Here is a 20,820-nt window from a genome sequence, read left to right on the forward strand (position 1 = left end):
TCGGACCGGTCATTCTACGCCGCATGGCATCATGGGGCATGACAGTTCCGGAAACGCTGCATCGCATCCCGCGCCACCCGTACCGCTGGCTGCCCTGGGCGCTGGCCTCGCAGGCGCTGGTGGCGGCGCTGTGGTGGGCGTATGGCTGGCCAGTCGGCCTGCCGGCGCTGCTGCTGTCGCACGCGGCGCTGGTGTTGCCGGTGTTCCTGCCGCGGGCGCGGCTGTACGCGCCGGTGCTGGATCGCCTGCCCGGCAGCGCGCCGCGGGTGTGGCTGACCATCGACGACGGCCCCTCCGACGACACCGTGGCGATCCTGGACCTGCTCGACCGCCACCAGGCCAAGGCCACGTTCTTCCTGGTCGGTGCCCGTGCCGCCGCGCGCCCGCAACTGGTACGCGAGATCCTGCGCCGCGGCCACGGCATCGGCAACCACAGCCAGCACCATCCGCAGGCGTGGTTCTGGGCGCTGGGGCCACGGCGTATGGCGCAGGAAATCGGCCAGGCGCAGCAGACCCTGGCCGCGATCGCCGGTACCGCACCGCGCTGGTACCGCTCGGTGGTGGGCATGACCAATCCCTTCGTCGCCGCACCGCTGCGCCGGCATGGCCTGACCCGGGTGGCCTGGAGCGCGCGCGGCTTCGACGGCGTGCGCTGCGACCCCGCGATCACCGTCGCGCGCATCGCCCGCGATCTGCGCCCCGGCGCCATCGTGCTGCTGCACGAGGGCGCGGCGCACGGGCACAATCCGGCGATCGTGGAGGGGGTGTTGCAGGCGTTGCAGGCGCGCGGGCTGGAGACGATCTGCCCGACCTGAGGCTGGACGCGCTTCCCCGCTTGCGCTGTGGCGTGGTGCCGATGCGCATACGCTGCGGCGGCCATGTCCATGCACGGGGGGCTGCCGACAGGCTCCCCAGGGGTATCTGTCGCTCGCTGCACGGAGTAGTCGGCGCATGCGGCGAAGGCATGACCATCCGGCGTGTGCAGATGTAGTGCAGGCAGCATGGCGCAAGGCCTGGCTGCGCTTTCATCTGGTGCGCTTGTAACTGCGCACCTCCCAGCCGTCTCGCAGGCGAGTGACGAAGCAGTCATAGCCTGCCGCGTGCTGCGCGTCGAAGTACTGGTGCATCTCGGTGCGGTCCGCGAAGATGCGTCGCACGTCCGCGGTCTGGCGCCGCGACGGTGAGCGAATAGCCGCAGCTATTCCTCGCAATGTTGCCAGTAGTGGCGCAACATCCATGTGTCCCTCTGCCGAGTCCGTGGCTGGTCGGGCGGACTATCGCACACCTGAAAACCGTCCGCCAGGAACCGCCAGAGGCCGTCTTTCGCGCATTGCAGCCTTCAGTGCATGGAGGCCATCTCCATGCCGCTGTGCGGCGGCATGGCAGCTTGCAGCGGGGAACGCGCCGACGCGGAGGGCGCTCGCTGTCGCGCGCGCTGGGCCACGATCGGCGAGAAGGTCGTGCAGACCCGGAGTTCTCGCGACAGCTGCGACGTCAACGCGGCTCCGCCACGATCAGCCAGTTGTTGAACGGCGTGTTGCCGTACAGCGGCGCGAAGCTCGCGCGCAGGCCGGCGGCGTCGAGCTGGGCCTGCAGGCTGTCGCGGGTGGGGTAGGCCTTGGGCAACTCCTGCATCCAGCCGGCCAGGTGCGCGAGCACGTCGGTGATGCGGCTGGTGCGGCCGCGGCCGCTGGCATCGCCCAGGCCGCTGCGAATCACCAGTTTGGCGCCGGGCGTGAGCATGCGCGCCACGCTGCGGATCAGGTTGGACTGCATGTCGCGGTCCAGGTACTGCAGCACGTCCAGGATCGCGACGCTGCCGTGGTGCTCGGGCCAGGACTGGCCCAGGTCGACCACCGCGAAATGCGTGTCCTGCAGCCCGTTGCGGGCGGCGATGGCGCCGGCGCGGCGGATCTTGGCCGCGTCGATGTCCACGCCGTGGTAGCGCTGGCGCTGGCCGTCGGCGCGCAGCGCATGCGCGAGCAGGCCCAGCCCGCAACCCAGGTCCAGCACCGGCGCGTCGGTGCCGCGCAGCGCGGCGAGCACGCCGGGGTAGAGCGGATCGGTGCGCAGCTTGGTGCGCGTGTAGTAGTAGTCGTAGCGGTTGCCCAGCGGATGCGTTGGCAGGAAGGCGCGGGCGATGGCCAGGGCCTGCGGGCGGGTCATGGGCTGGGTGGTGCTGGCGTCGCGCAATGTCGGTCCTTGGCAGCGGGCGTACGCCAGCTAGGCTAACGCATCGCGTGCCGCCGGCAACAGCCGCGCGGTCCAGCGCGCATACATCGCCGCCGACGGATGCAGCCCGTCCGCGGCCAGCATCGACGGATCGCCGCCGCCATCGCGGCTGCAGCCGGTGATGTCGACGAAGCGCACCGCGCGCGCGGCGCAGCAGGCCTGCGCGGCGGCGTTGAAGGCGTCGATCTGCGCGGCGATGCGCGCCGGATCGTGGGCGGGCGGCTGCGCGAACGCGGTCACGCCCCAGTCCGGGATCGACACCGCCAGCACCCGCTGCGGCCGCGCGTCGGCGAAACCGATCGCACGCTGCAGCAGCGCGTCGAACTGCGCGCGGTAGTCGGCGAGCGGGTAGCCGCGGTACTGGTTGTTGACGCCGATCAGCAGCGTCACCAGGTCGAACGGTCCCTGCGGCGCGGCCGTGTCGATGCCGGCGTCCAGTTCGTCGGTGGTCCAGCCGGTGGTAGCCACGATCTGCGGATCGGCCAGCGCGATGCCGTCGCGGCGCAACGCCGCGGCCAGTTGCATCGGCCAGCGTCCGTCGGCGTCAACGCGTTCGCCGATCGTGTAGGAATCGCCCAGCGCCAGGTAGCGCAGCGGTGTGTGCTGGACAGCGGCGAAACGCGCCTGGCTCATCTACGCGGCGCCAGTGGCAGCCCCATCACCGGGACGCGCACTCGCAGGAACGGCGCACGCTTTGCCATTCCCCATTCCCCATTCCCCATTCCCCATTCCCCACTCACCGCCCCACAGCCGCCCGCGGCTTCAGCGGCACCACCTTGGTCGCATCCTCGGCGCGGCGTGCCAGCACGCGGTCGATGCGCGCGAACACCTCGCGCATCGTCGCCGCTTCCGGCAGCAGGGTGACGCGGAAGTGGTGCCGGTAGGGCACGTTGAAGCTGGAGCCGGGCACCACCAGCACGCCTTCCTGTTCCATCAGTTCCAGGGCGAACGCGTGGTCGTCGAACCCGCGCGCGGCGGCGCCGACCACCGCCGGGAACGCGTACAGCGCGCCGGCCGGCTGCACCAGCGACAGGTGCTCGCTGGCCGCGCAGGCCTCGAGCACCGCGCGGCGCGTTTCGTACAGGCGTCCACCCGGAGCGCACAGCGGCGAGATCGTGTCTGGGCCGTTGACCGCGGCATCGATGGCGAACTGGCCGGGGACGTTGGCGCACAGGCGCAGCGCGCCGAGCAGGTCCATGGCGTTGCGGAAATCGCCGACGCGCTCGGCGTCGCCCGACAGCAGCGCCCAGCCCACGCGCCAGCCACAGGCGCGGTGCACCTTGCTCAGGCCGCCGAAGCTGATGCACGGATGCGCGCCGGCCAGCGGTGCCACCGACACGAACTCCGCCTCGTCGTACAGCACCTGGTCGTAGATCTCGTCGACCATCAGCAGCAGGTTGTGCTTGACCGCGATGGCGACGATCTTCTCCAGCAGCGCCCGCGAGTAGCTGGCGCCGCTGGGGTTGTTCGGGTTGATCAGCACGATGGCGCGGGTGCGCGAGGACACCAGCGTCTCGATCTCCACCGGGTCGGGCTGGAAGCCGTTCTCCGGCGCGCAGCGGTAGTACACCGGGCGGCCGTCGTTGAGGATGGTGGCGGCCGACCACAGCGGGTAGTCGGGCGAGGGCACCAGCACTTCGTCGCCGGGGTTGAGCAGCGCACGCAGCGACAGGTCGATCAGCTCGCTGACGCCGTTGCCGACGAAGATGCGGTCCGGGTGCGCATCCGGATGCTGGCGCCGGGCGTAGGCCGCGGCGATCGCCTCGCGCGCCTCCGGCAGGCCCTGCTGGTGGGTATAGGGATCGGTGCGGCCCATGTCGTCGGCGATCGCGCGCTGCAGATGTTCCGGGGCACGGAAGCCGAACGCGCCGGGATTGCCGATGTTGAGCTTGATCAGTTTGCGCCCCTGGGCCTCCAGCTCGCGGGCTCGCCGTGCCAGTTCGCCGCGGATCTCGTAGCGGACTTCGGACAGGCGTTCGCGGATCGCGAGCGGCTTGATCGGCAGGGTGGGCATCGCATTGGCCGGTGGGGCGTGGGACCTGCATGGTAGCGGAAATGTGACACCGCGGCGGGGCGGAGGGCGCCGTGGTGGCGGGCCGTCTACGGCGCCCGGCCGCCACGTTAGGCGCTGCATTGGACGAGGCCCCGTGGCTGACCCGTGTGGCGGCCATACACCTGTCGCGCGGGTCATGCGCCGCTGCTGGCGGCTCCCGGGGCGCCGCCTGCGGCGCGGGCCAACCACGCAAGGCGCCGCCCTGCGCGTGTCCCAGTGGCCGCCCTGCGCTCACCTTTGGGCGCGGCGCACCCTCTAGAATTCGCCCATGACCTCCTCCCCGATCGACTTCGACGCGTTGCGCCCCATCGGCTGGCCCTGGCCCGGAATGCCCGAGGAGCCGGCCTGGCGCGCGCTGTTCGACGCGCATCCGCAGGCGCGGCCGGCGCGGGTGGTGGAGCAGCACCGCACCGGCTACGTGGTCGCCGATGCGGTGGACACCGGATTCAAGGTCGAATCGCTGCCGGACTGGCAGCGGCCGCGCTTTCCCAGCCACGAGCGCGCCGCGGTCGGCGACTGGGTGTTGCTGGAGGACACGCGCATCGTCGCCTTGCTGCCGCGGCGCACCGCGATCAAGCGCGGCGCCGCTGGCGAGCACTATCACCAGCAGGTGATCGCGGCCAACATCGATACGGTGTTCATCGTCTGCGGCCTGGATGCGGACTTCAATCCGCGCCGGATCGAGCGCTATCTGCTGCTGGTGGGCGGCGGCGGTGCGGCGCCGGTGGTGGTGCTGACCAAGGCCGACCTCACCGAGTACGCCGCCGACGCGCTGGCGGTGCTGGAGGAACTGGCGGCGCAGGCGATCCCGCTGCTCACGGTCAACGCCCGCCAGGCCGACAGTGTCGACGCGCTGCGGCCGTGGCTGGGGCCGGGGCAGACCGCGGTGCTGGTCGGCTCGTCCGGTGCCGGCAAGTCCACCCTGACCAACACCTTGCTCGGCGTGCAGAAGATGCGCACCGCGGCGGTGCGCGCCACCGACTCGCGCGGCCGCCACACCACCACCCATCGCGCGCTGCTGCCGCTGCCGTCCGGCGCCTGCCTGATCGACACGCCGGGCATGCGCGAACTCAAGCCCACCGGCGAGGAAGACCTGGCCGAGGGCGGCTTCGCCGACATCGAGGCGCTGGCCGCGCAGTGCCGCTTCAACGACTGCGCGCACCAGGCCGAACCGGGCTGTGCGGTGCAGGCGGCGATCGAGCGCGGCGAGATCGAGGAGGCGCGCTTGGCCAATTACCTGAAGCTGCGCGACGAGGTCGCCGGCGCCGCCGGCAAGCTGGCGCAGCGCCAGGCGCAGAACGCGGCCGCCGGCCGCGGCGGCAAGCCCGGCGGTAGCAAGCCAAGTGGTGGCAAACCTGGCGGCAAGCGTCCGCCACCGCGTACCCTGCGCCGCTGACGCCGGCCGTGGCCAAGCGCGCGCTGCCCGCCGAGATCCGCCACCACGCCGCGCTCGACGCGCGGCTGGTCAAGGCGGTGCGCGGCATCCGCCTGCTGGCCCTGGCCAGTTGGCCGGTGGCGCTGCAGGCGCCGTTCCTGGAAAGCGTGGCGCGCGGGCAGCCGCAGCTGCCGCAAGTGGACTACCCAAGGCTGGATTTCGCCGACACCCGCCGCGAGCTGGCGGCGATCGCCGAGGCCGCCGATCCGGCACATCCGCTCGGCGCCTACCTGCAGGCCTCGGTGCACAGCTGGGATCTGGCCGCCGCCCTGCTCGAAGCGCTCGGCACGCCGGCAGTGGGCACGTATTCGGCGCAGTTGTTCGGCGTGCCGGACGACCCGATGCCCGGCCACGGGCCCACCACCCGCGAGGCCGCCGGCCATTTCATCCGCATCGCCCAGGAGCTGGACCGCGAGTTGTTCTCGGCCGAGGAGCAGGTGCCGGTGTCGGCCACCGCGTTGCGCCTGCTGTTGCAGCGCGATCTGGACGAATTCTTCGGCGCGCGGGTGATCACGGTGGAACTGGATCCGGACCTGCTGGCCAAGGCCGCCGCCGGCGCGCAGCGCATCCGCCTGCGCTCCGGCGCGCACTTCAGCGATTACGACCGCGCGCAACTGTTCCACCACGAGGCGCTGGTGCATTCGCTGACCGCGCTCAACGGCCGGCAACAGGCGCAGCTGCCGAGCCTGGCGCTGTCCTCGCCGCGCACCACCGCCACCCAGGAAGGCCTGGCGACCTTCGCCGAGCAGATCACCGGCAGCATCGACATCGAGCGGATGAAGCGGATCAGCCTGCGCATCGAGGCGATCGCACTGGCCCGCGACGGCGCCGATTTCATCGAGGTGTTCCGCTACTTCGATGCGGCCGGGCAATCGCCTGCGGAGAGTTTCTCCTCGGCACAGCGCGTGTTCCGCGGCGTGCCGACCACCGGCGGTGCCGCGTTCACCAAGGACACCGTGTACCTGCGCGGGCTGGTGTCGGTGCACACCTTCTTCCGCCAGGCGCTGCAGCGCGACCGGCTGCCGCTGTGCCGCTGGCTGTTCGCCGGCAAGATGGCGCTGGAGGACGTGGCCGCGTTCGCGCCGCTGTTCGAGTCCGGCGTGCTGGCGCCGCCGCGCTGGTTGCCGACGTGGGTCGCGCGCGCCAGCGGCCTGGCCGGCATGCTGGCGTTCTCGCTGTTCGCCAACCGCATCCGCATGGATCAGGTGGACTGAACGGCGCCACGCGGCGCTCACCCGCCGCGAATGTGCGGCTGCCGATACTGCGGCGCCCGGCCTGCCTCCGCATGGCCGCTTCCCCTCACAAGGAGATCCGCATGAAGATCCTGATGGTGCTGACGTCGCACGACCAGCTTGGCGACACCGGCCACAAGACCGGCTTCTGGCTGGAAGAATTTGCCGCGCCGTACTACACGTTCAAGGATGCCGGTGCCGAACTGACCCTGGCTTCGCCCAAGGGCGGGCAACCGCCGCTGGACCCGAAGAGCGATGCGCCGGACGCGCAGACCGAAGCGACTCGCCGCTTCAAGGGCGACCCGGCGGCGCAGCAGCAACTGGCGAGCACGCATCCGCTGGCATCGGTGCGCGTGGACGACTACGACGCGCTGTTCTACCCGGGCGGCCACGGCCCGCTCTGGGACCTGGCCGAGGACCGCGATTCCATCGCCCTGATCGAAGCGTTCGCACGCGCCGACAAGCCGATCGGCTTCGTCTGCCATGCGCCGGGCGTGCTGCGCCGGGTGACGGCGGCCGATGGCTCGCCGCTGGTGAAGGGCCGTCGCGTCACCGGCTTCACCAACAGCGAGGAAGCCGCGGTGGGCCTGACCGACGTGGTGCCGTTCCTGGTCGAGGACGAACTGCAGCGCCTGGGCGGCCAGTACAGCAAGGTCGCCGACTGGGGCGTGCACGTGGTCGAGGACGGCCGCCTGGTCACCGGGCAGAACCCGGCCTCGTCCGAGGCGGCGGCCGAGGCATTGTTGGGAATGTTGAGTACCTGAGTCCTTCTGGCGCCACGGCATGGTCGCAACGACATGCCATGGCCGTTTAGATCAGCCCACAGTCACTGAGCATTTCGGGCATTCATTCGGAGGCGGAACCCAGCCGCCACCACCTCCGCCACCACCCCCGCCGCCGCCAGTTCCAGCTCCGCTACCAGGTCCAGTTTGTGTGCCAGGTAAGGGCACGACACAAACGGATCCTGAGAGACAGACAACTTGGCCCTTTTCCTTGCTGCCATCCTGATACGTCACCGCAACGACATCGCCCACAGAAATACTCGCAAGACCATATGTGGAGCGATACATTCCGGTTAATGCAGTCAACGCCGCAATGCGTAGTTCGGCCATGTCCCCGGATCCAACGCCTTGTGCTGCCGCCACGTTCTGGAAAACTCCAGAGGCGGCATCGATGCTGACGGTCTTTGCAATTGCTGCAAACGATATCGCCAACAGGCAAAGCATCATGAGGCGATTTTTCAATGACCTTCTTTCCATGAATAAGTTTCCTTAGGGCTTAGATAAAATCTTCCTGATTTCCTTGATCTTTCTGTCGAGCAGGCTCGCATCGCTTGGGCTGATCAGGTTGGTGCGAACGAAAGATTCGAAGTTGGGGCTGGAGCAGCCTCCGGTGTTGAGGCAAAGGGATTTCATGATGTCGGAGTTGGTGCCGCAATTCAGTCCCATCTGACATGCTGCGATGCTCCACGCATAGCCTGAGGTAGGGCCAGTAGCGACTTCGCTATATCGTCCGAGTGAGGTATTGTCGGAATTGCCTGCAAGCAGTTGGCCCAGTTCGAATGTGGCCAATGGGTCGCCTGATTTGCTGACCTTCTCCACGAATTGCCGCAAGTCTTCTCCTTGCAGACGAGCTGTTGAGGCCATTTGAAGCCTGGCTTGCGCTGCAAGGTCGCCACCTTTTGCCGCCTGCTCGAGCCATAGATTCCGCGCATCGACAGGAATGGCAGCGCCATTGTCGACGACCGCGCATTCTTCTGCGTAGGAGCGTGCTACCAACAAGATGCCTTGGGCATTTGCATGCGACGTGGAACGCGCTGCGATTGCCGAGTAAGTAGCTAGGAATTTCTGAGGGTCGATGTTGACCGCAATGCATCGGCCATAAGCTTCTGCGAGATCACGCTGCGCATCTGCTTCGCCTCGGTTCGCACGGGCTTTCAGATCCAGGAAAGTTTGAAGGGCATCGTTCGATGCGGAGCGATGTTCCTGCGTACCATTTCCCCGTTTGCTTGCTTGCGCCGCTGGGCTCGCGCCGCTGGAGCGCTCTTCTTCGTCAGGTTCATTGCTATGAAGGTATGCGGCATCGTTCTGCGGTGGATGCTTGTGGCGAACTTCTGTCCATGCCAATCCAAGTGAAACGGCAGCCACAATTCCGCAGATCAGCATCCAATGCTTGCATCTCATGCTTTGTACCAATCCATGACGTCAAGGCGCTCTCTCGCTGACTGACAGCCGAATGTAACAGTTGTGGTATGGCCCTTCAACGCATGGCCCCATAGCGCCATGTATCTTGATGCTGCTAATGCGCTTATTCCTCCGCGATTATTGTTCATCCGCGCCGCCACCAACGCAGGCCGCACGCGTGCAGGGTGCCATTCCACTGCACCAGCCGTGCAGGGCACCTTTCTCCGCATCCGTAGAGCGGCTTCAGCCGCGACAAGCGGGAGTGGGAAAGCCTGTCGCGGCTGAGGCCGCTCCTGGGAGGCATAGATGTGCCACCGCGTGCAGCCAGGCAGCGCACCTGTGGGAGGAGCTTCAGTCCCGACTGCACGCACTCAGAAGCGTGCACGGGTATGCAGCAGTGGCGCCTGCAGGCGGCTGCCGCTGTTTTCGGATCAGCTGCGTCGCCACCAACGCAGGTCGTAGGCGGGCAGGATGCCGTTCCATTTCGCCAGCGCCGCCGGATCGCTGCCGCCATCGGCGATTGCCTGCCAGTTGCCGTCGCCCAAGGTTGCGGCGACATCCACCGCAACCGGCTCCGCACTGAAGTTGTACACCGCCACGAACGCCTCGCCGCGCGCCAAACCGAGCAGGGCGGGATCGCCCAGCGGCACGGCACGCAACGGCTGGTCGGCGGCCAGTGCCGCAGTGGCGGCACGCGCGGCGATCAACCCGCGCAGGCGGGTGTAGACCTGGCCGGGCAGGCTGTCTGTGTCGTGGCGTTGCGCCGCGCGTGCCCAGTCCATGTCCGGGCGGTGCAGCCAACGGCCTTCGTGCTGGCGCAGCGGGTCGTTGCGGTAGGCCTCGTCGTTGCCCAGGGCCAGTTCGTCGCCCATGTACAGCAGTGGGATGCCCGGCATCGCCAGCGCCACCGCGTACAGCAACAGCAGGCGGCGCACGCCCAGTTCCAGCGCATCGGCATCATCGGTGGCCAGCGCTGCCGTGATGCCGGTCAGTGCCGCGCTCATGCCGTTGCTGCCGTGCACGCCATCGCCGCTGCTCTGGAAGGCTTCGCCACGCGCGTAGCTGTCCGCTGTGTCGCCGGCGTAGAACTGGGCGATGCGCGCCAGCGCGAACGGGGCGACGCCATCGCCACCGGCGGCCTCGCGCTGCAGCACGTTCCAGCCGATATCGTCGTGGCAGCGCACGTAGCTGAGCCAGCCACAGGCTGGCGGCAGCGCGGGCGTCTGCGCGATCGCCGCTTGCACGATGTTGCCGCGCTGCTCGGCCAGGGCCACCCACCCGGCTGCCATCAGCGTGCTGTGGTAGGCCAGGTGGCATTCGTGGCCGCGCGCGGCGCCTTCGCCGAAATACGGTGGCAACTGCGCCATCGGCACGATCGCCTCGGCCTTCAGCAGCACCGCCGGGGCCAGGATGTCGGTGAGTGCGCGCAGCGCCTGCAGGATGGTGTGGGCCTCCGGCTGGTTCATGCAGTCGGTGCCGGGACGCTTCCACAGGTAGGCGGTGGAATCCAGGCGGAACACTTCCACGCCCAGGTTGGCCAGGCGCAGCAGCGCCAACGCCATCTCGCCGAACACCGCCGGATTGCTCCAGTCCAGATCCCATTGGTAGGGGTAGAACGTGGTCCACAACCAGGCGTCGGCGTCCTGCACCCAGGTGAAGTTGCCCGGGGCGGTGTGCGGGAACACCTGGCCCAGGGTGCGCTCGTAGGCATCCGGCGCGTCGCGGTCGCGGAAGTGGTGGTAATAGTCCAGATGCCGCGCATCGCCACGCTTGGCCGCCAGCGCCCAGGGATGGTCGTCGGCGGTGTGGTTGAGCACGAAGTCGGCGCACAGGCTGATCCCGGCCGCACGCAGCCGCGCGGTCAGCGCCGCCAGATCGTCGGTGTCGCCGAGCCGCGGTTCGACCTGGCCGTAGTCGCTGACCGCGAAGCCGCCATCGTTGTCGCCGGCGCGGGCGCGCAGGAACGGCAGCAGGTGCAGGTAGCGAACACCCAGTTCCTGCAGGTAGGGCACGCGTTCGCCGACGCCATGCAAGGTCCCGGCGAAGCGGTCGACATAGGCGCTGTAGCCGAGCATCGCCGGGGTGGCGAACCAGTCGGGCGCGCGCTCGGCATCGAGCTGGCGCAGCGCCGACGGCCGCGCGTTGGCGGTGGCCGCCAATTGCGTCAGCCACTGCGGCAACCACTGCGCGAAGGCCGGATGCGCAGCGTACAGCGCATGCAATGGGGCGAGCAGGCGTTCGCCGTGGCGCTGCAGGCGTGGCAGCAGCGCGTCGGCGGTAGCCGGATGCAGATGCGCCTGCCACAGGGTGTGGGCGAGCGCGGACAGTGCGAAAGGAGCGGGTGCGGTCATGGGGGGCTTGGCCGCGCCCCCGGTGGGGCGCGGATGTGCGGTCCTCGTCAGAAGTCGTAGCGCAGGCTGATGCTGGAAGTGCGGCCCGGGATCGAGCGCGCGCGGATCACGCCGGAAGCCGCGTCGGCGATCGACGCTTCCTCCGCTTCGGTCAGACCAAAGGTGTTGAACAGGTTGTTGACGTTGAGCGAGACGGTCAGCGCATCGGTGATGCGGTAGTCGCCGAACAGGTTGACCTGGGTGTAGCCGGGCATCTTCAGCTGGTTGCTGTCCTGGGTGTAGGCCGAACTGGTGCCGATCGCGTTGACCCCGACCTGGTAGCGCTCGCCGCGGTAGCTCGGCGTCAGCTGCCAGACGAAGCGCGCCTGCCGACGCGGGGTGTTTCCGGCGTTGGCCGGGGTGATCTGGTCCTTGTCGATGGTGGCGTCGGTCCAGGTCAGGCCGCCGTTGAGGGTGAAGCCGCCGGTGCGGTACGCGGCTTCCAGTTCCAGGCCGTGCGCCTTGTAGGTGCGGTCGAAGAAGCGCTGGGTGGTGGCTTCGTAATTCTGCTCCTGGGTGCGCGCGGCGAAGGCGGTGGCGAACAGGCTCAGCCCGCCGCTGCGCCACTTCAGGCCGCCTTCCAGTTGCTTGACCACGTTCACCGCTTCGTTGGAGGACACCGAGCCGTCGTCGCGGACCACGCCGAACAGCAGGCGGTCGGCGTTGGCGCGGGCGCCGCGGCTGTAGCGCGCGAACGCGGCCAGGTCGTCGTTGAGCATGTAATTGCCGCCGAACGAATACGACAGGTAGTTCCAGTCGTAGCGCACCGGCTTGGGGTTGGCGTAGTCGATGGTCGCCACGCGTTGCTCCGGCGCCTCGATCACGCCGTCGCCGTTCACGTCGACATTGCTGGCCAGCACGCCGCCGTTGGTGCTGCCGCGGGCGCGGCCCATGTCGTAGCGCAGGCTGCCGTCCACGCTCAGCGGACCCTGGTCCCAGCTCAGCGCCAGGTACGGCGCGTTGATGTCGTAACGCACGTCGTAGTGGCGGGTGTTGTCCAGCCCCCAGTACGGCACGCCGTAGGCGTACAGGCCGTCCTGCGAGCGCAGGCTGCCGTCGGCGGCGACCACGTCCAGCAGCCGCGGGCGGTGCCCCAGCGACTGCACGTAGGAGTTCCAGGTCCAGTCCACGTCGATGGTCTGCCGCGAGGTGTACCAGCCGGCCTTGAGGTTGAGGTTGCCGCCGTCGCCGCTGCCGAAGTCGCGCGCCAGGCTGAGGTCGTTGACCGCGTTGCCCAGGTCGTTGAGGTGCACGTTGAACAGATGCGTGCGCAGTGCCAGGCCGGTGTAGGCCTGGCCGGCGTTCGGGCCGTCGACGTAGCGCAGGCCGGCACCGGCGCCGCCGATGCTCGCCGCCAGCGCGCCGGCATCGGCGACCTGCGCGGGGAACGGCGAAACGAAGCGGCCGGAGGTATCGGCGATGCGGAACTTGTCGGTCAGGGTCCAGCCGCCGCCGATGTCGAACTGCGCCTCGGCACCGAACGCGCGCGACAGCGGATGCATGCCGTCGCCCAGTTCCACTCGCGAGGGCTTGTTGCCGCCATCGAGGGTGGCGCTGCTGCGGAAGTACGGGCTGTACAGCGTGCCGGTGCCGGGATCGAAACCGTCGATGCTGCCGAAGTGCGGCGACCCGTCGCTGCCGCTGACCCGCGTGGGTACCGGCAGGTAGCCGGCTGCGCGGTCGTTGAGGTACTTGGCGTAAACGCGCACGTAACCGTTGTCGAACAGCCGGGTCAGGTTGGCCTTGAGCTGGCCGCCCTTGTCGGTGGTGTAGCCGGCGTCGCGCACGCCGTCGCCGCGGCGGTAGAAACCGCCGACGTTGAACTGCCAGTGCTCGGCGAACGGTGCGCCGTAGTCGAAGTCCAGGCGGGTGTTGTCGTAGCCGCCCAGGCCGCGGGTGAGGCCGACGCTGCCGCCGGCGGTGTCGCCGGTCTTGCTGATGAAGTTGATGATGCCGCCGGGCGAGTTGCTGGCGAAGGTGGAGGCCGAGCCGCCGCGAATCGCTTCGATGCGCTCCAGGCTGTAGTCCGCGCGCAGGAAGATGTCGGCGTTGCCGAAGGCGATGTCGCCGAACTCCAGCACCGGCAGCCCGTCTTCCTGCAACTGCAGGAACTTGGCGCCGCCGGAGGCGACCGGCAGGCCGCGCACGGCGATGTTGGCGTTGCCTTCGCCGCCGCTGGATTCGGAGCGGATGCCGGGAATGTTGCGGAAGATCTCGGCGGTGCTGCGCGGTGCCGACTGTTCGATCGCCTCGGCGCCGACCGTGCTGACCGAGACGCTGGACTTGAGCTTGCTCTTGGGCGTGGCGGTGCCGGTGACGAAGACCGAGTCCAGACTGACCACGTCGCCCTGCGCCGCCGGGGCGTCGGCAGCGGCGGGTGTGGCCTGTTGCGCGAGCGCAGCCGGTGCGGACAGCGCCGCGGCGACGGCCAGGGCCAGGGTCTGCAGGCGGATCGAAGGGTGATGCATCGCTGTCTCTCCCGAAGCGAGTGGTGCAGTGGGTGGCGGCGCGCCGCTGCCGGAACGGGCAGGGCGCGGCGCGGACGGTGGGTGCGGCGGCGTACAGATAAGGTCGTCCGCAATCGATTGCAATTTGCAGTGCAGCAAATCCACCAATGGCGCTTGCGCCAACCTTATCGATGAGAGATCGAGGCATTCTGCATGGTGCGGCGCAGCGTTACAAACGATTGCAGGCGCGGCGACACTCCGCTCCGCCGCTGCGGCACGCCTCCCGCGTGCCCGACCCGCCCAGGCCGATGCCGATGCTCATGCGTTCCGATCGTCCCCTGCTTCCGCTCTCGCGCGTGCTGGCGCTCAACGCCGGTTTCTTCGGCGTGCAGTACAGCTTCGGGCTGCAGCAGAGCAACATGAGCCCGATCTACAACTACCTGGGCGCCGACCACGCCAACCTGCCGTACCTGTGGCTGGCCGGCCCCATCACCGGGCTGGTGCTGCAACCGGTGGTCGGCGTGCTCAGCGACCGCACGGTGACGCGCTGGGGCCGGCGCATGCCGTACATGGTGGTGGGCGCGCTGGTGTGCAGCCTGTGCCTGCTGACCATGCCCTTCAGCGTGGCGCTGTGGATGGCGGTGGCGCTGCTGTGGATGCTGGATGCGGCCAACAACGTGGCGATGGAGCCGTACCGCGCGCTGGTCAGCGACGTGCTGGCGCCGCCGCAGCGGCCGCTGGGCTACCTGACCCAGAGCGCGTTCACCGGCCTCGGCCAGACCCTGGCCTATGTCACCCCGCCGTTGCTGGTGTGGCTGGGCATGAACCAGGACGCGGCCAACGCCCACCACATTCCCTACGTCACCATCGCCGCGTTCGCGATCGGTGCGGGCTTCTCCGCCGCCTCGATCCTGCTCACCGCGCGCAGCGTGCGCGAGCCGGTGCTGCCGGCGGCGGAGCTGCAGCGCTTGCGCAGCGCCGCGTCCGGGCCGCTGGCGACGTTGCGCGAGATCGTCGATGCGGTGCGGCAGATGCCGCCGACGATGCGGCAGATGGCGCCGGTGATGCTGTTCCAGTGGTATGCGATGTTCTGCTACTGGCAGTACATCGTGCTGTCGCTGTCGACCACGCTGTTCGGCACCACCGCGGCCGATTCGCACGGCTTCCGCGAGGCCGGCCTGGTCAACGGGCAGATCGGCGGCTTCTACAACTTCGTCGCCTTCCTGGCCGCGTTCGCGATGGTGCCGGTGGCGCGGCGGTTCGGCCCCAAGGCCACCCACGCCGCCTGCCTGGTCGCCGCCGGCGTCGGCATGTGCGTGCTGCCGTCGATCCACGACCGCTGGCTGTTGCTGCTGCCGATGCTCGGCATCGGCCTGGCCTGGGCCAGCATGATGGGCAATCCCTACCTGATGCTGGCCAACAGCATCCCGCCCGAGCGCACCGGCGTGTACATGGGCCTGTTCAACCTGTTCATCGTGCTGCCGATGCTGATCCAGATCGTGACCCTGCCGCTGTACTACGACCGCCTGCTGCAGGGCGACCCACGCAACGTCATTCGCCTGGCCGGCGCGCTGATGCTGGCAGCCGCGGTGGCGATGTTGTTGGTGAAGCGTCGGGAATGGGGAACCGCGAATGGGGAATCGGAAAAGCGCGGCGCGGCGCACTGAAGCGCCGCCGCAGCGGCGATCTCCGATCTCGCACGGCGCGGTCCAGCCCGTTGCACGAACGCCGCTGGCCTGGCGACGTGTCGCTCATGCCATGGACGCCACGCCGATCCGATTGCCACCGGCCTTCTTCGCGCGGTACATCGCCCCATCGGCGTGCACCAGCAGGCTGTGGGCGTCGTCGCCGTGATCGGGGTAGAACGCCACGCCGATGCTGGGCAACACGTGCAGGTGGTGGCCGTCCAGGTCGAACGCCTCGCCGAAGACGGCCAGGATCCTGTTGGCCGTTGCCGTGGCATGGTCGGCCGAGTGGCCGCCTTCGATCAGCACCACGAATTCGTCCCCGCCCAGCCGGGCGACCGTGTCCGATGTGCGGACGCAGTCGAGCAGGCGCCCGGCCACGCGCTGCAGCAGCAGATCGCCGACCGCATGGCCGAGGGTGTCGTTCACGTCCTTGAAGCGATCCAGGTCGATGAACAATAGCGACAGCCGCCTGCGCGCGCGCCGGGCCTGCGCCAGGGCGGTCTCGAGCCGGTCCAGGAACAGCTGGCGATTGGGGAGCTGGGTCAGATGGTCGTACTGGGCCATGTGCTGCAGGCGTTCCAGCGTCTGCTTGCGCTCGACGGCGGCTGCCACCTGGGTGGACACGAACTGCAGCAGCGCCTGGTCCTTGTCGGTGTAGCGGGACTGTTCGGAGTAGCCGAGCAGCACCAGCAGGCCGAGAACGCCCTTCGGTGTCTGCAGCGGAACGCCCAGCCACGAATGGGGCTGCGGTGCGAGCGCGGACTGCTCCAGTCCACCTGATGCCGGCGTGATGGGGGCGTAGGGTGCGCGCAGGAGCGTGCAGCCGGTGCGGATCACCTCGGCATGCAGCGGCGCCTCGGCCAGCAGCAGGCAGGGCGGTGCGGCATGGTGCTCATCGGCATGGTAGGGAAAGCGCAGCGTCTGCGACGACGCGTCGTACAGCGCCACGGAAAAATTGGTGGCAGGCAGCAGTTCGCCGATGATCTGGTGGATGCGGCTGCACAGCGACTCCAGCGTCTGCTCGGTATGGGCCGCCTCCGAAATGCCGTAGAGCGCCGCCTGCAGCGCCTCGGTCGACTTGCGTTCGGTGATGTCGTGCGCCACGGCCAGGCGCATGCTGTAGTCGGCGACCCAGCGCGCGGTCCAGCGAATGTGCGCGATGCGCCCGTCCTTGCGGATGTAGCGGTTCTCGAAGTGGAGCTGCAGCGCGCCCTCGGTGATGCTGTCGGCCTGCGCGCGGGTGGCCGGCAGGTCGTCGGGATGCACCATCTCGAGCATGCGCTTGCCTGTCACCTCCTGCGGCGTATAGCCGAAGATGCGCTCGAAGGCGGGGCTGACGAACACGATGGTGCTGTCCGGTTCGACGATGCAGACCGCATCGAGCAGCAGGTCCACGATGTTCAGGGGCGAAATGCGTTGCATGCGGCACGAGTCGTCGGAGCCTGGTGACCCATTGTGCCGCGATGCCGCGATTTGCGCTGGCATCGCGGGGGAGGGCGCCAGGAGGCGCAGCAACCGGAGTTCGGGGGCGCTGGACGACGCGCTCGGCATCAGCCGGCCCTGGCGCGCGTCCTTGCCGCGTTCTCGACGGCCCTATCCCTGCCTCACGCCGATTCCCGCACCACCAGGCTGACCGGCAGTTCCACCGATTGCACCGGCGTGCCGGCGATCAGGTTCAGCACGCCGTCCACCAGCAGGGTGGCGGCCTGGGCCAGGTCCTGGCGCACGGTGGTCAGCGGTGGCTGGCTGTAGGCGGCCAAGGGGATGTCGTCGAAGCCGACCAGGGCGATGTCCTGCGGCACGCGGTGGCCGGCGTCGATCAGGGCGCGAATCGCGCCCAGGGCGATCACGTCGGAGGCGGCAAACACCGCATCCGGCGGGTCGGTCTTCTTCAGCATCGCCCGGGTCAGGCGGTAGGCGTCTTCGCTGAGGAAGTGGCTGCGCGCGTGCAGCCTCGGGTCGAACGCCAGGCCGTGCGCGTCGAGCATGCGCCGGTAGCCGGCGAAGCGCGGCGCCACTTCCGGCAACTGCTCGTCGCCGAGGAAGGCGATGCGCCGGCGGCCATGTTCGATCAGGTGCGCGGTGGCCAGTTCGCCGCCGCGCAGGTTGTCGCTGCCCACGCTGGCATAGGCCTGGCCGTCGATGCGGCTGCCCCACACCAGCATCGGCAGGCCGCCGCGCGCGGCGGCGTCTAGCGAGGCGTGCTCGTGGCTCTGGCCGAGCATGATGACGCCGTCGGCACGGCTGTTGCGCGCCAGGTCCTCGACCCAGTGGTCCTGGTGCTGGTTCAGCTTGGACAGCAGCATGCTGTAGCCGCGCGCGGTCAGCGCGTCGGCCAGCAGCGCCAGCATGGTCATCATGAACGGGTCCGACAGCGGCTGCTCGTGCGCGTGCATCAGCGGCACCGCCACGCAGACGATGTTGGAGCGCCGCGAACGCAGGCTGCGCGCGACCGGATCGACCCGGTAGCCGGCGTCGCGGGCCAGCTGCTTGATGTAGGCGCGGGTACGTTCGGCGACCACCGGGTTGTCGGCCAGCGCACGCGACACCGTGGATTCGGAGACGCCGGCCATGCGCGCGATGTCGGCCATCTGCAGGCGCGCGGCGGGCGCGCCGGGTTCGGGTTTGTCGGACATGCGGAGCGGGCGCGACGGACGAAGCGGAACCGGCAGTGTATGCCAGGCGGGCGTCGCGGCGCTTTGCACGCCGCGGCTGCATCGCCGCGGCGGTGGCGCGCTGCATGCCTGTTCGCGTATGCCGCGGCGTGCCTGCCTGCCGAATCCGGCGGCTGCGCGCGGGCGCATCCGTCGCGGTCGAGCGCAGGTCCACGTCCCGCGTCTCCGCTGCATGCACGCGCAACCGTGGCGCCATGCGGGGCAGGCGAGGCGCTAGGCCATGTGCAGGCCGCCGTTGACCGCGTAGTCGGCGCCGGTGACGTAGGCGGCCTCGTCCGAGGCCAGCCAGGCGCACAGCGCCGCCACTTCCTCGGGCTTGCCGAGCCGGCGCAGCGGCACCGAACTGGCCAGGCGATCGAGCACGTCCGGGGGGAAGCCGCTGATCGCCGCGCTGGCGATGTAGCCGGGCGACACCGTGTTGACGGTGACCCCGCGCGAGGCCACTTCCTGCGCCAGCGCGCGGCTGAAGCCCTGCATCGCCGCCTTGGCGGTGGCGTAGTTGATCTGCCCGATCTGGCCCTTCTGCGCGCTGACCGCGCCGATGTTGACGATGCGGCCCCAACCGCGCGCGGTCATGCCGTCCACCACCTGCTTGGTGATGTTGAACAGCGCATGCAGGTTGCTGGCGATCACCGCCTGCCAGTCCTCGCGGCCCATCTGCCGGAACAGCATGTCGCGGCTGCCGCCGGCGTTGTTGACCAGCACGTCGATCTCGCCGACCTCGGCCTTGACCTTGGCGAACGCCGCCACCGTCGAATCCCAGTCGGTGGCATTGCCCTCGGAGGCGATGAAATCGAAGCCGAGCTCGCGCTGCTCGCGCAGCCACGCCGACTTGCGCGGCGAGTCCGGCCCGCAGCCGGCGACCACGGTATGGCCGTTGCGCGCCAGCTTCTGGCAGATCGCGGTGCCGATGCTGCCCATGCCGCTGGTGACGTAGGCGATTCTGAGGGTCACGTTGAACTCCTTCGGAGTTGGGAATCGAGAATTGGGAATCGGGAATGGTGAGAAGCGAGGCGCTGTTGCGATTCCCGATTCTCGATTCCCCATTCCCGGCAGCACTCAAGCGGCCAACGGATACAGTGCGAACAACAAGCTGCCACCCATCAACACCAACGACACCAGCACCGCCCATTTCAGGGTGAAGCGCTGGTGGTCGGCGAAGTCGACCTTGGCCAGGCCGACCAGCAGGTAGGTGGACGGCACCAGTGGGCTGAGCAGGTGCACCGGCTGCCCGGCCAGCGAGGCGCGGGCCATTTCCACCGGGGTGATGCCGTAGTGGCTGGCGGCGTCGGACAGGATCGGCAGCACGCCGAAGTAGAAGGCGTCGTTGGACATGAAGAAGGTGAAGGGCATGCTCGCCAGTGCGGTGATCACCGCCAGGTACGGCCCCCATGCGTCGGGGATCACCGCCAGGAAGCTGCGCGACATCGCCTCGACCATGCCGGTGTTGGAGAGGATGCCGGTGAACACGCCGGCGGCGAAGATCAGCGACACCACCGACAGCACGTTGCCGGCATGGTTGACCAGGCGGCGGCGCTGCTCGGCCAGGTTCGGGTAGTTGATCAGCAGCGCCAGGGCGAAGCCGATCATGAACAGCACCGGCATCGGCAGCACGCCGATCACCAGCGCCGCCATCAGCGCCAGGGTCAACGCCAGGTTCACCCACAGCAGCCGCGGCCGCTTGATGTCCTCGGCATCCTCCACGGTGGGCAGCGCCTCGCCGTCGTCGGCCACGCTGCCGTCCATCCAGGCATCGCCGGGCAGCGTCACCACGCCGAGGCGGCGGCGTTCCTTCATGCCCAGGTACCAGGCCAGCAGCAGGATGCCGACGATCGCCAGCGCCATCGCCGGCACCAGCGGCACGAACACGTCGGCCGGGTCCACGTGCAGCGCGGTGGCCGCGCGTGCGGTCGGGCCGCCCCACGGCGTCAGGTTCATCACCCCGCCGGCGAGGATGGTCACGCAGGTCATGTTCAGCGCGTTCATGCCCAGCCGCCGGTACAGCGGCAGCATCGCCGAGACGGTGATCATGTAGGTGGTGGAGCCGTCGCCGTCGAGCGAGATCAGCAGCGCCAGCACCGCGGTGCCGACCACGATCTTCATCGGGTCGCCCTTGACCAGGCGCAGGATGCGCCGCACCAGCGGATCGAACAGGCCGGCGTCGATCATCACCCCGAAGTACAGGATCGCGAACATCAGCATGACGCCGGTGGGCGCGATCTTCTTGATCCCCTCCAACATCATCTCGTTGATGCCGGTGCCGAAGCCGCCGGCCAGTGCGAACACGATCGGCACGATGATCAGCGCGACCAGCGGCGACAGCCGCTTGCTCATGATCAGGTACATGAAGGTAATGACCATTCCGAAACCGAGCGCGGTCAGCATGGAAGTTCCTCAGGGCAGTGCATGAAAGAAGATGGACCCCGCATCAGGGATCCGAAAAGAGGCCGACCAGACGTCACATCGCACGATCCCGCCGTTGCGA

At 68.9% G+C, this 20,820-nt stretch carries 16 protein-coding genes; 5 read left to right on the plus strand and 11 right to left on the minus strand.

Annotation, left to right across the window (positions count from 1 at the left end):
* Positions 1 to 23 precede the first annotated feature (23 nt).
* Complete coding sequence (locus RAB70_RS07865; protein ID WP_192578996.1) at positions 24 to 815, plus strand: polysaccharide deacetylase family protein; 792 nt, start codon at positions 24 to 26, stop codon at positions 813 to 815.
* Positions 816 to 1,494: 679 nt separating this feature from the next.
* On the opposite strand, the gene RAB70_RS07870 is transcribed toward RAB70_RS07865, so the two are convergent.
* The 3 genes from RAB70_RS07870 to RAB70_RS07880 all read right to left on the minus strand — a co-directional run bounded on the left by RAB70_RS07870 (position 1,495) and on the right by RAB70_RS07880 (position 4,246).
* The gene (locus RAB70_RS07870; RefSeq protein ID WP_017910897.1) at positions 1,495 to 2,166 is read right to left on the minus strand and encodes a methyltransferase domain-containing protein; all 672 of its coding nucleotides are present in this window, start codon (positions 2,164 to 2,166) and stop codon (positions 1,495 to 1,497) included.
* 57 nt (positions 2,167 to 2,223) lie between these two features.
* A complete protein-coding gene (locus RAB70_RS07875; protein ID WP_265531401.1) occupies positions 2,224 to 2,865 on the minus strand; it encodes an SGNH/GDSL hydrolase family protein in 642 nt (213 codons plus the stop codon).
* Between the two features lie 103 nt (positions 2,866 to 2,968).
* Entirely contained in the window at positions 2,969 to 4,246 is a 1,278-nt protein-coding gene (locus RAB70_RS07880) for a pyridoxal phosphate-dependent aminotransferase (RefSeq protein ID WP_148830455.1), read from the minus strand.
* 307 nt (positions 4,247 to 4,553) lie between these two features.
* Between RAB70_RS07880 and rsgA the strand changes: the two genes are divergently transcribed.
* From rsgA to RAB70_RS07895, 3 genes are all read left to right on the plus strand, one after another.
* A complete protein-coding gene (gene rsgA / locus RAB70_RS07885) occupies positions 4,554 to 5,681 on the plus strand; it encodes a ribosome small subunit-dependent GTPase A (RefSeq protein WP_148830109.1) in 1,128 nt (375 codons plus the stop codon).
* A gap of 8 nt (positions 5,682 to 5,689) precedes the next feature.
* Entirely contained in the window at positions 5,690 to 6,934 is a 1,245-nt protein-coding gene (locus RAB70_RS07890) for a flavohemoglobin expression-modulating QEGLA motif protein (protein ID WP_148830108.1), read from the plus strand.
* 101 nt (positions 6,935 to 7,035) lie between these two features.
* Positions 7,036 to 7,716, plus strand: a complete 681-nt coding sequence (locus RAB70_RS07895) for a type 1 glutamine amidotransferase domain-containing protein (protein ID WP_265531402.1) — start codon at positions 7,036 to 7,038, stop codon at positions 7,714 to 7,716.
* A 51-nt stretch (positions 7,717 to 7,767) separates the two neighbouring features.
* Here RAB70_RS07895 and RAB70_RS07900 read toward each other — a convergent pair whose 3' ends face one another.
* The 4 genes from RAB70_RS07900 to RAB70_RS07915 form a co-directional block, all read right to left on the minus strand.
* Entirely contained in the window at positions 7,768 to 8,211 is a 444-nt protein-coding gene (locus RAB70_RS07900; RefSeq protein WP_157836448.1) for a hypothetical protein, read from the minus strand.
* A 12-nt stretch (positions 8,212 to 8,223) separates the two neighbouring features.
* A complete protein-coding gene (locus RAB70_RS07905; RefSeq protein WP_148828836.1) occupies positions 8,224 to 9,117 on the minus strand; it encodes a hypothetical protein in 894 nt (297 codons plus the stop codon).
* 449 nt (positions 9,118 to 9,566) lie between these two features.
* The gene (locus RAB70_RS07910; RefSeq protein ID WP_192578934.1) at positions 9,567 to 11,486 is read right to left on the minus strand and encodes an alpha-amylase family glycosyl hydrolase; all 1,920 of its coding nucleotides are present in this window, start codon (positions 11,484 to 11,486) and stop codon (positions 9,567 to 9,569) included.
* A 47-nt stretch (positions 11,487 to 11,533) separates the two neighbouring features.
* Entirely contained in the window at positions 11,534 to 13,993 is a 2,460-nt protein-coding gene (locus RAB70_RS07915) for a TonB-dependent receptor domain-containing protein (RefSeq protein ID WP_148828835.1), read from the minus strand.
* Between the two features lie 299 nt (positions 13,994 to 14,292).
* Between RAB70_RS07915 and RAB70_RS07920 the strand changes: the two genes are divergently transcribed.
* Complete coding sequence (locus RAB70_RS07920; RefSeq protein ID WP_148828837.1) at positions 14,293 to 15,639, plus strand: MFS transporter; 1,347 nt, start codon at positions 14,293 to 14,295, stop codon at positions 15,637 to 15,639.
* Positions 15,640 to 15,723: 84 nt separating this feature from the next.
* Here RAB70_RS07920 and RAB70_RS07925 read toward each other — a convergent pair whose 3' ends face one another.
* From RAB70_RS07925 to RAB70_RS07940, 4 genes are all read right to left on the minus strand, one after another.
* Positions 15,724 to 17,082, minus strand: coding sequence for a diguanylate cyclase domain-containing protein (locus RAB70_RS07925; RefSeq protein ID WP_148828834.1), 1,359 nt, complete (start codon positions 17,080 to 17,082; stop codon positions 15,724 to 15,726).
* A 182-nt stretch (positions 17,083 to 17,264) separates the two neighbouring features.
* A complete protein-coding gene (locus RAB70_RS07930; RefSeq protein ID WP_148828833.1) occupies positions 17,265 to 18,296 on the minus strand; it encodes a LacI family DNA-binding transcriptional regulator in 1,032 nt (343 codons plus the stop codon).
* Positions 18,297 to 18,548: 252 nt separating this feature from the next.
* The gene (phbB, locus tag RAB70_RS07935; protein ID WP_010344527.1) at positions 18,549 to 19,289 is read right to left on the minus strand and encodes an acetoacetyl-CoA reductase; all 741 of its coding nucleotides are present in this window, start codon (positions 19,287 to 19,289) and stop codon (positions 18,549 to 18,551) included.
* 105 nt (positions 19,290 to 19,394) lie between these two features.
* A complete protein-coding gene (locus tag RAB70_RS07940; RefSeq protein WP_148828832.1) occupies positions 19,395 to 20,720 on the minus strand; it encodes a CitMHS family transporter in 1,326 nt (441 codons plus the stop codon).
* Positions 20,721 to 20,820 lie beyond the last annotated feature (100 nt).

Origin of the sequence: Xanthomonas sontii (assembly GCF_040529055.1) — a bacterium.
Taxonomy (GTDB): Bacteria; Pseudomonadota; Gammaproteobacteria; order Xanthomonadales; family Xanthomonadaceae; genus Xanthomonas_A; species Xanthomonas_A sontii.

Excerpts from the sequence above, each read along its gene's own strand:
- RAB70_RS07865 (WP_192578996.1), top strand. The coding sequence starts at position 24 with ATGGCATCATGGGGCATGACAGTTCCGGAAACGCTGCATCGCATCCCG.
- RAB70_RS07870 (WP_017910897.1), bottom strand. The coding sequence starts at position 2,166 with ATGACCCGCCCGCAGGCCCTGGCCATCGCCCGCGCCTTCCTGCCAACG.
- RAB70_RS07875 (WP_265531401.1), bottom strand. The coding sequence starts at position 2,865 with ATGAGCCAGGCGCGTTTCGCCGCTGTCCAGCACACACCGCTGCGCTAC.
- RAB70_RS07880 (WP_148830455.1), bottom strand. The coding sequence starts at position 4,246 with ATGCCCACCCTGCCGATCAAGCCGCTCGCGATCCGCGAACGCCTGTCC.
- rsgA (WP_148830109.1), top strand. The coding sequence starts at position 4,554 with ATGACCTCCTCCCCGATCGACTTCGACGCGTTGCGCCCCATCGGCTGG.
- RAB70_RS07895 (WP_265531402.1), top strand. The coding sequence starts at position 7,036 with ATGAAGATCCTGATGGTGCTGACGTCGCACGACCAGCTTGGCGACACC.
- RAB70_RS07900 (WP_157836448.1), bottom strand. The coding sequence starts at position 8,211 with ATGGAAAGAAGGTCATTGAAAAATCGCCTCATGATGCTTTGCCTGTTG.
- RAB70_RS07905 (WP_148828836.1), bottom strand. The coding sequence starts at position 9,117 with ATGCTGATCTGCGGAATTGTGGCTGCCGTTTCACTTGGATTGGCATGG.
- RAB70_RS07910 (WP_192578934.1), bottom strand. The coding sequence starts at position 11,486 with ATGACCGCACCCGCTCCTTTCGCACTGTCCGCGCTCGCCCACACCCTG.
- RAB70_RS07915 (WP_148828835.1), bottom strand. The coding sequence starts at position 13,993 with ATGCATCACCCTTCGATCCGCCTGCAGACCCTGGCCCTGGCCGTCGCC.
- RAB70_RS07920 (WP_148828837.1), top strand. The coding sequence starts at position 14,293 with ATGCGTTCCGATCGTCCCCTGCTTCCGCTCTCGCGCGTGCTGGCGCTC.
- RAB70_RS07925 (WP_148828834.1), bottom strand. The coding sequence starts at position 17,082 with ATGCAACGCATTTCGCCCCTGAACATCGTGGACCTGCTGCTCGATGCG.
- RAB70_RS07930 (WP_148828833.1), bottom strand. The coding sequence starts at position 18,296 with ATGTCCGACAAACCCGAACCCGGCGCGCCCGCCGCGCGCCTGCAGATG.
- RAB70_RS07940 (WP_148828832.1), bottom strand. The coding sequence starts at position 20,720 with ATGCTGACCGCGCTCGGTTTCGGAATGGTCATTACCTTCATGTACCTG.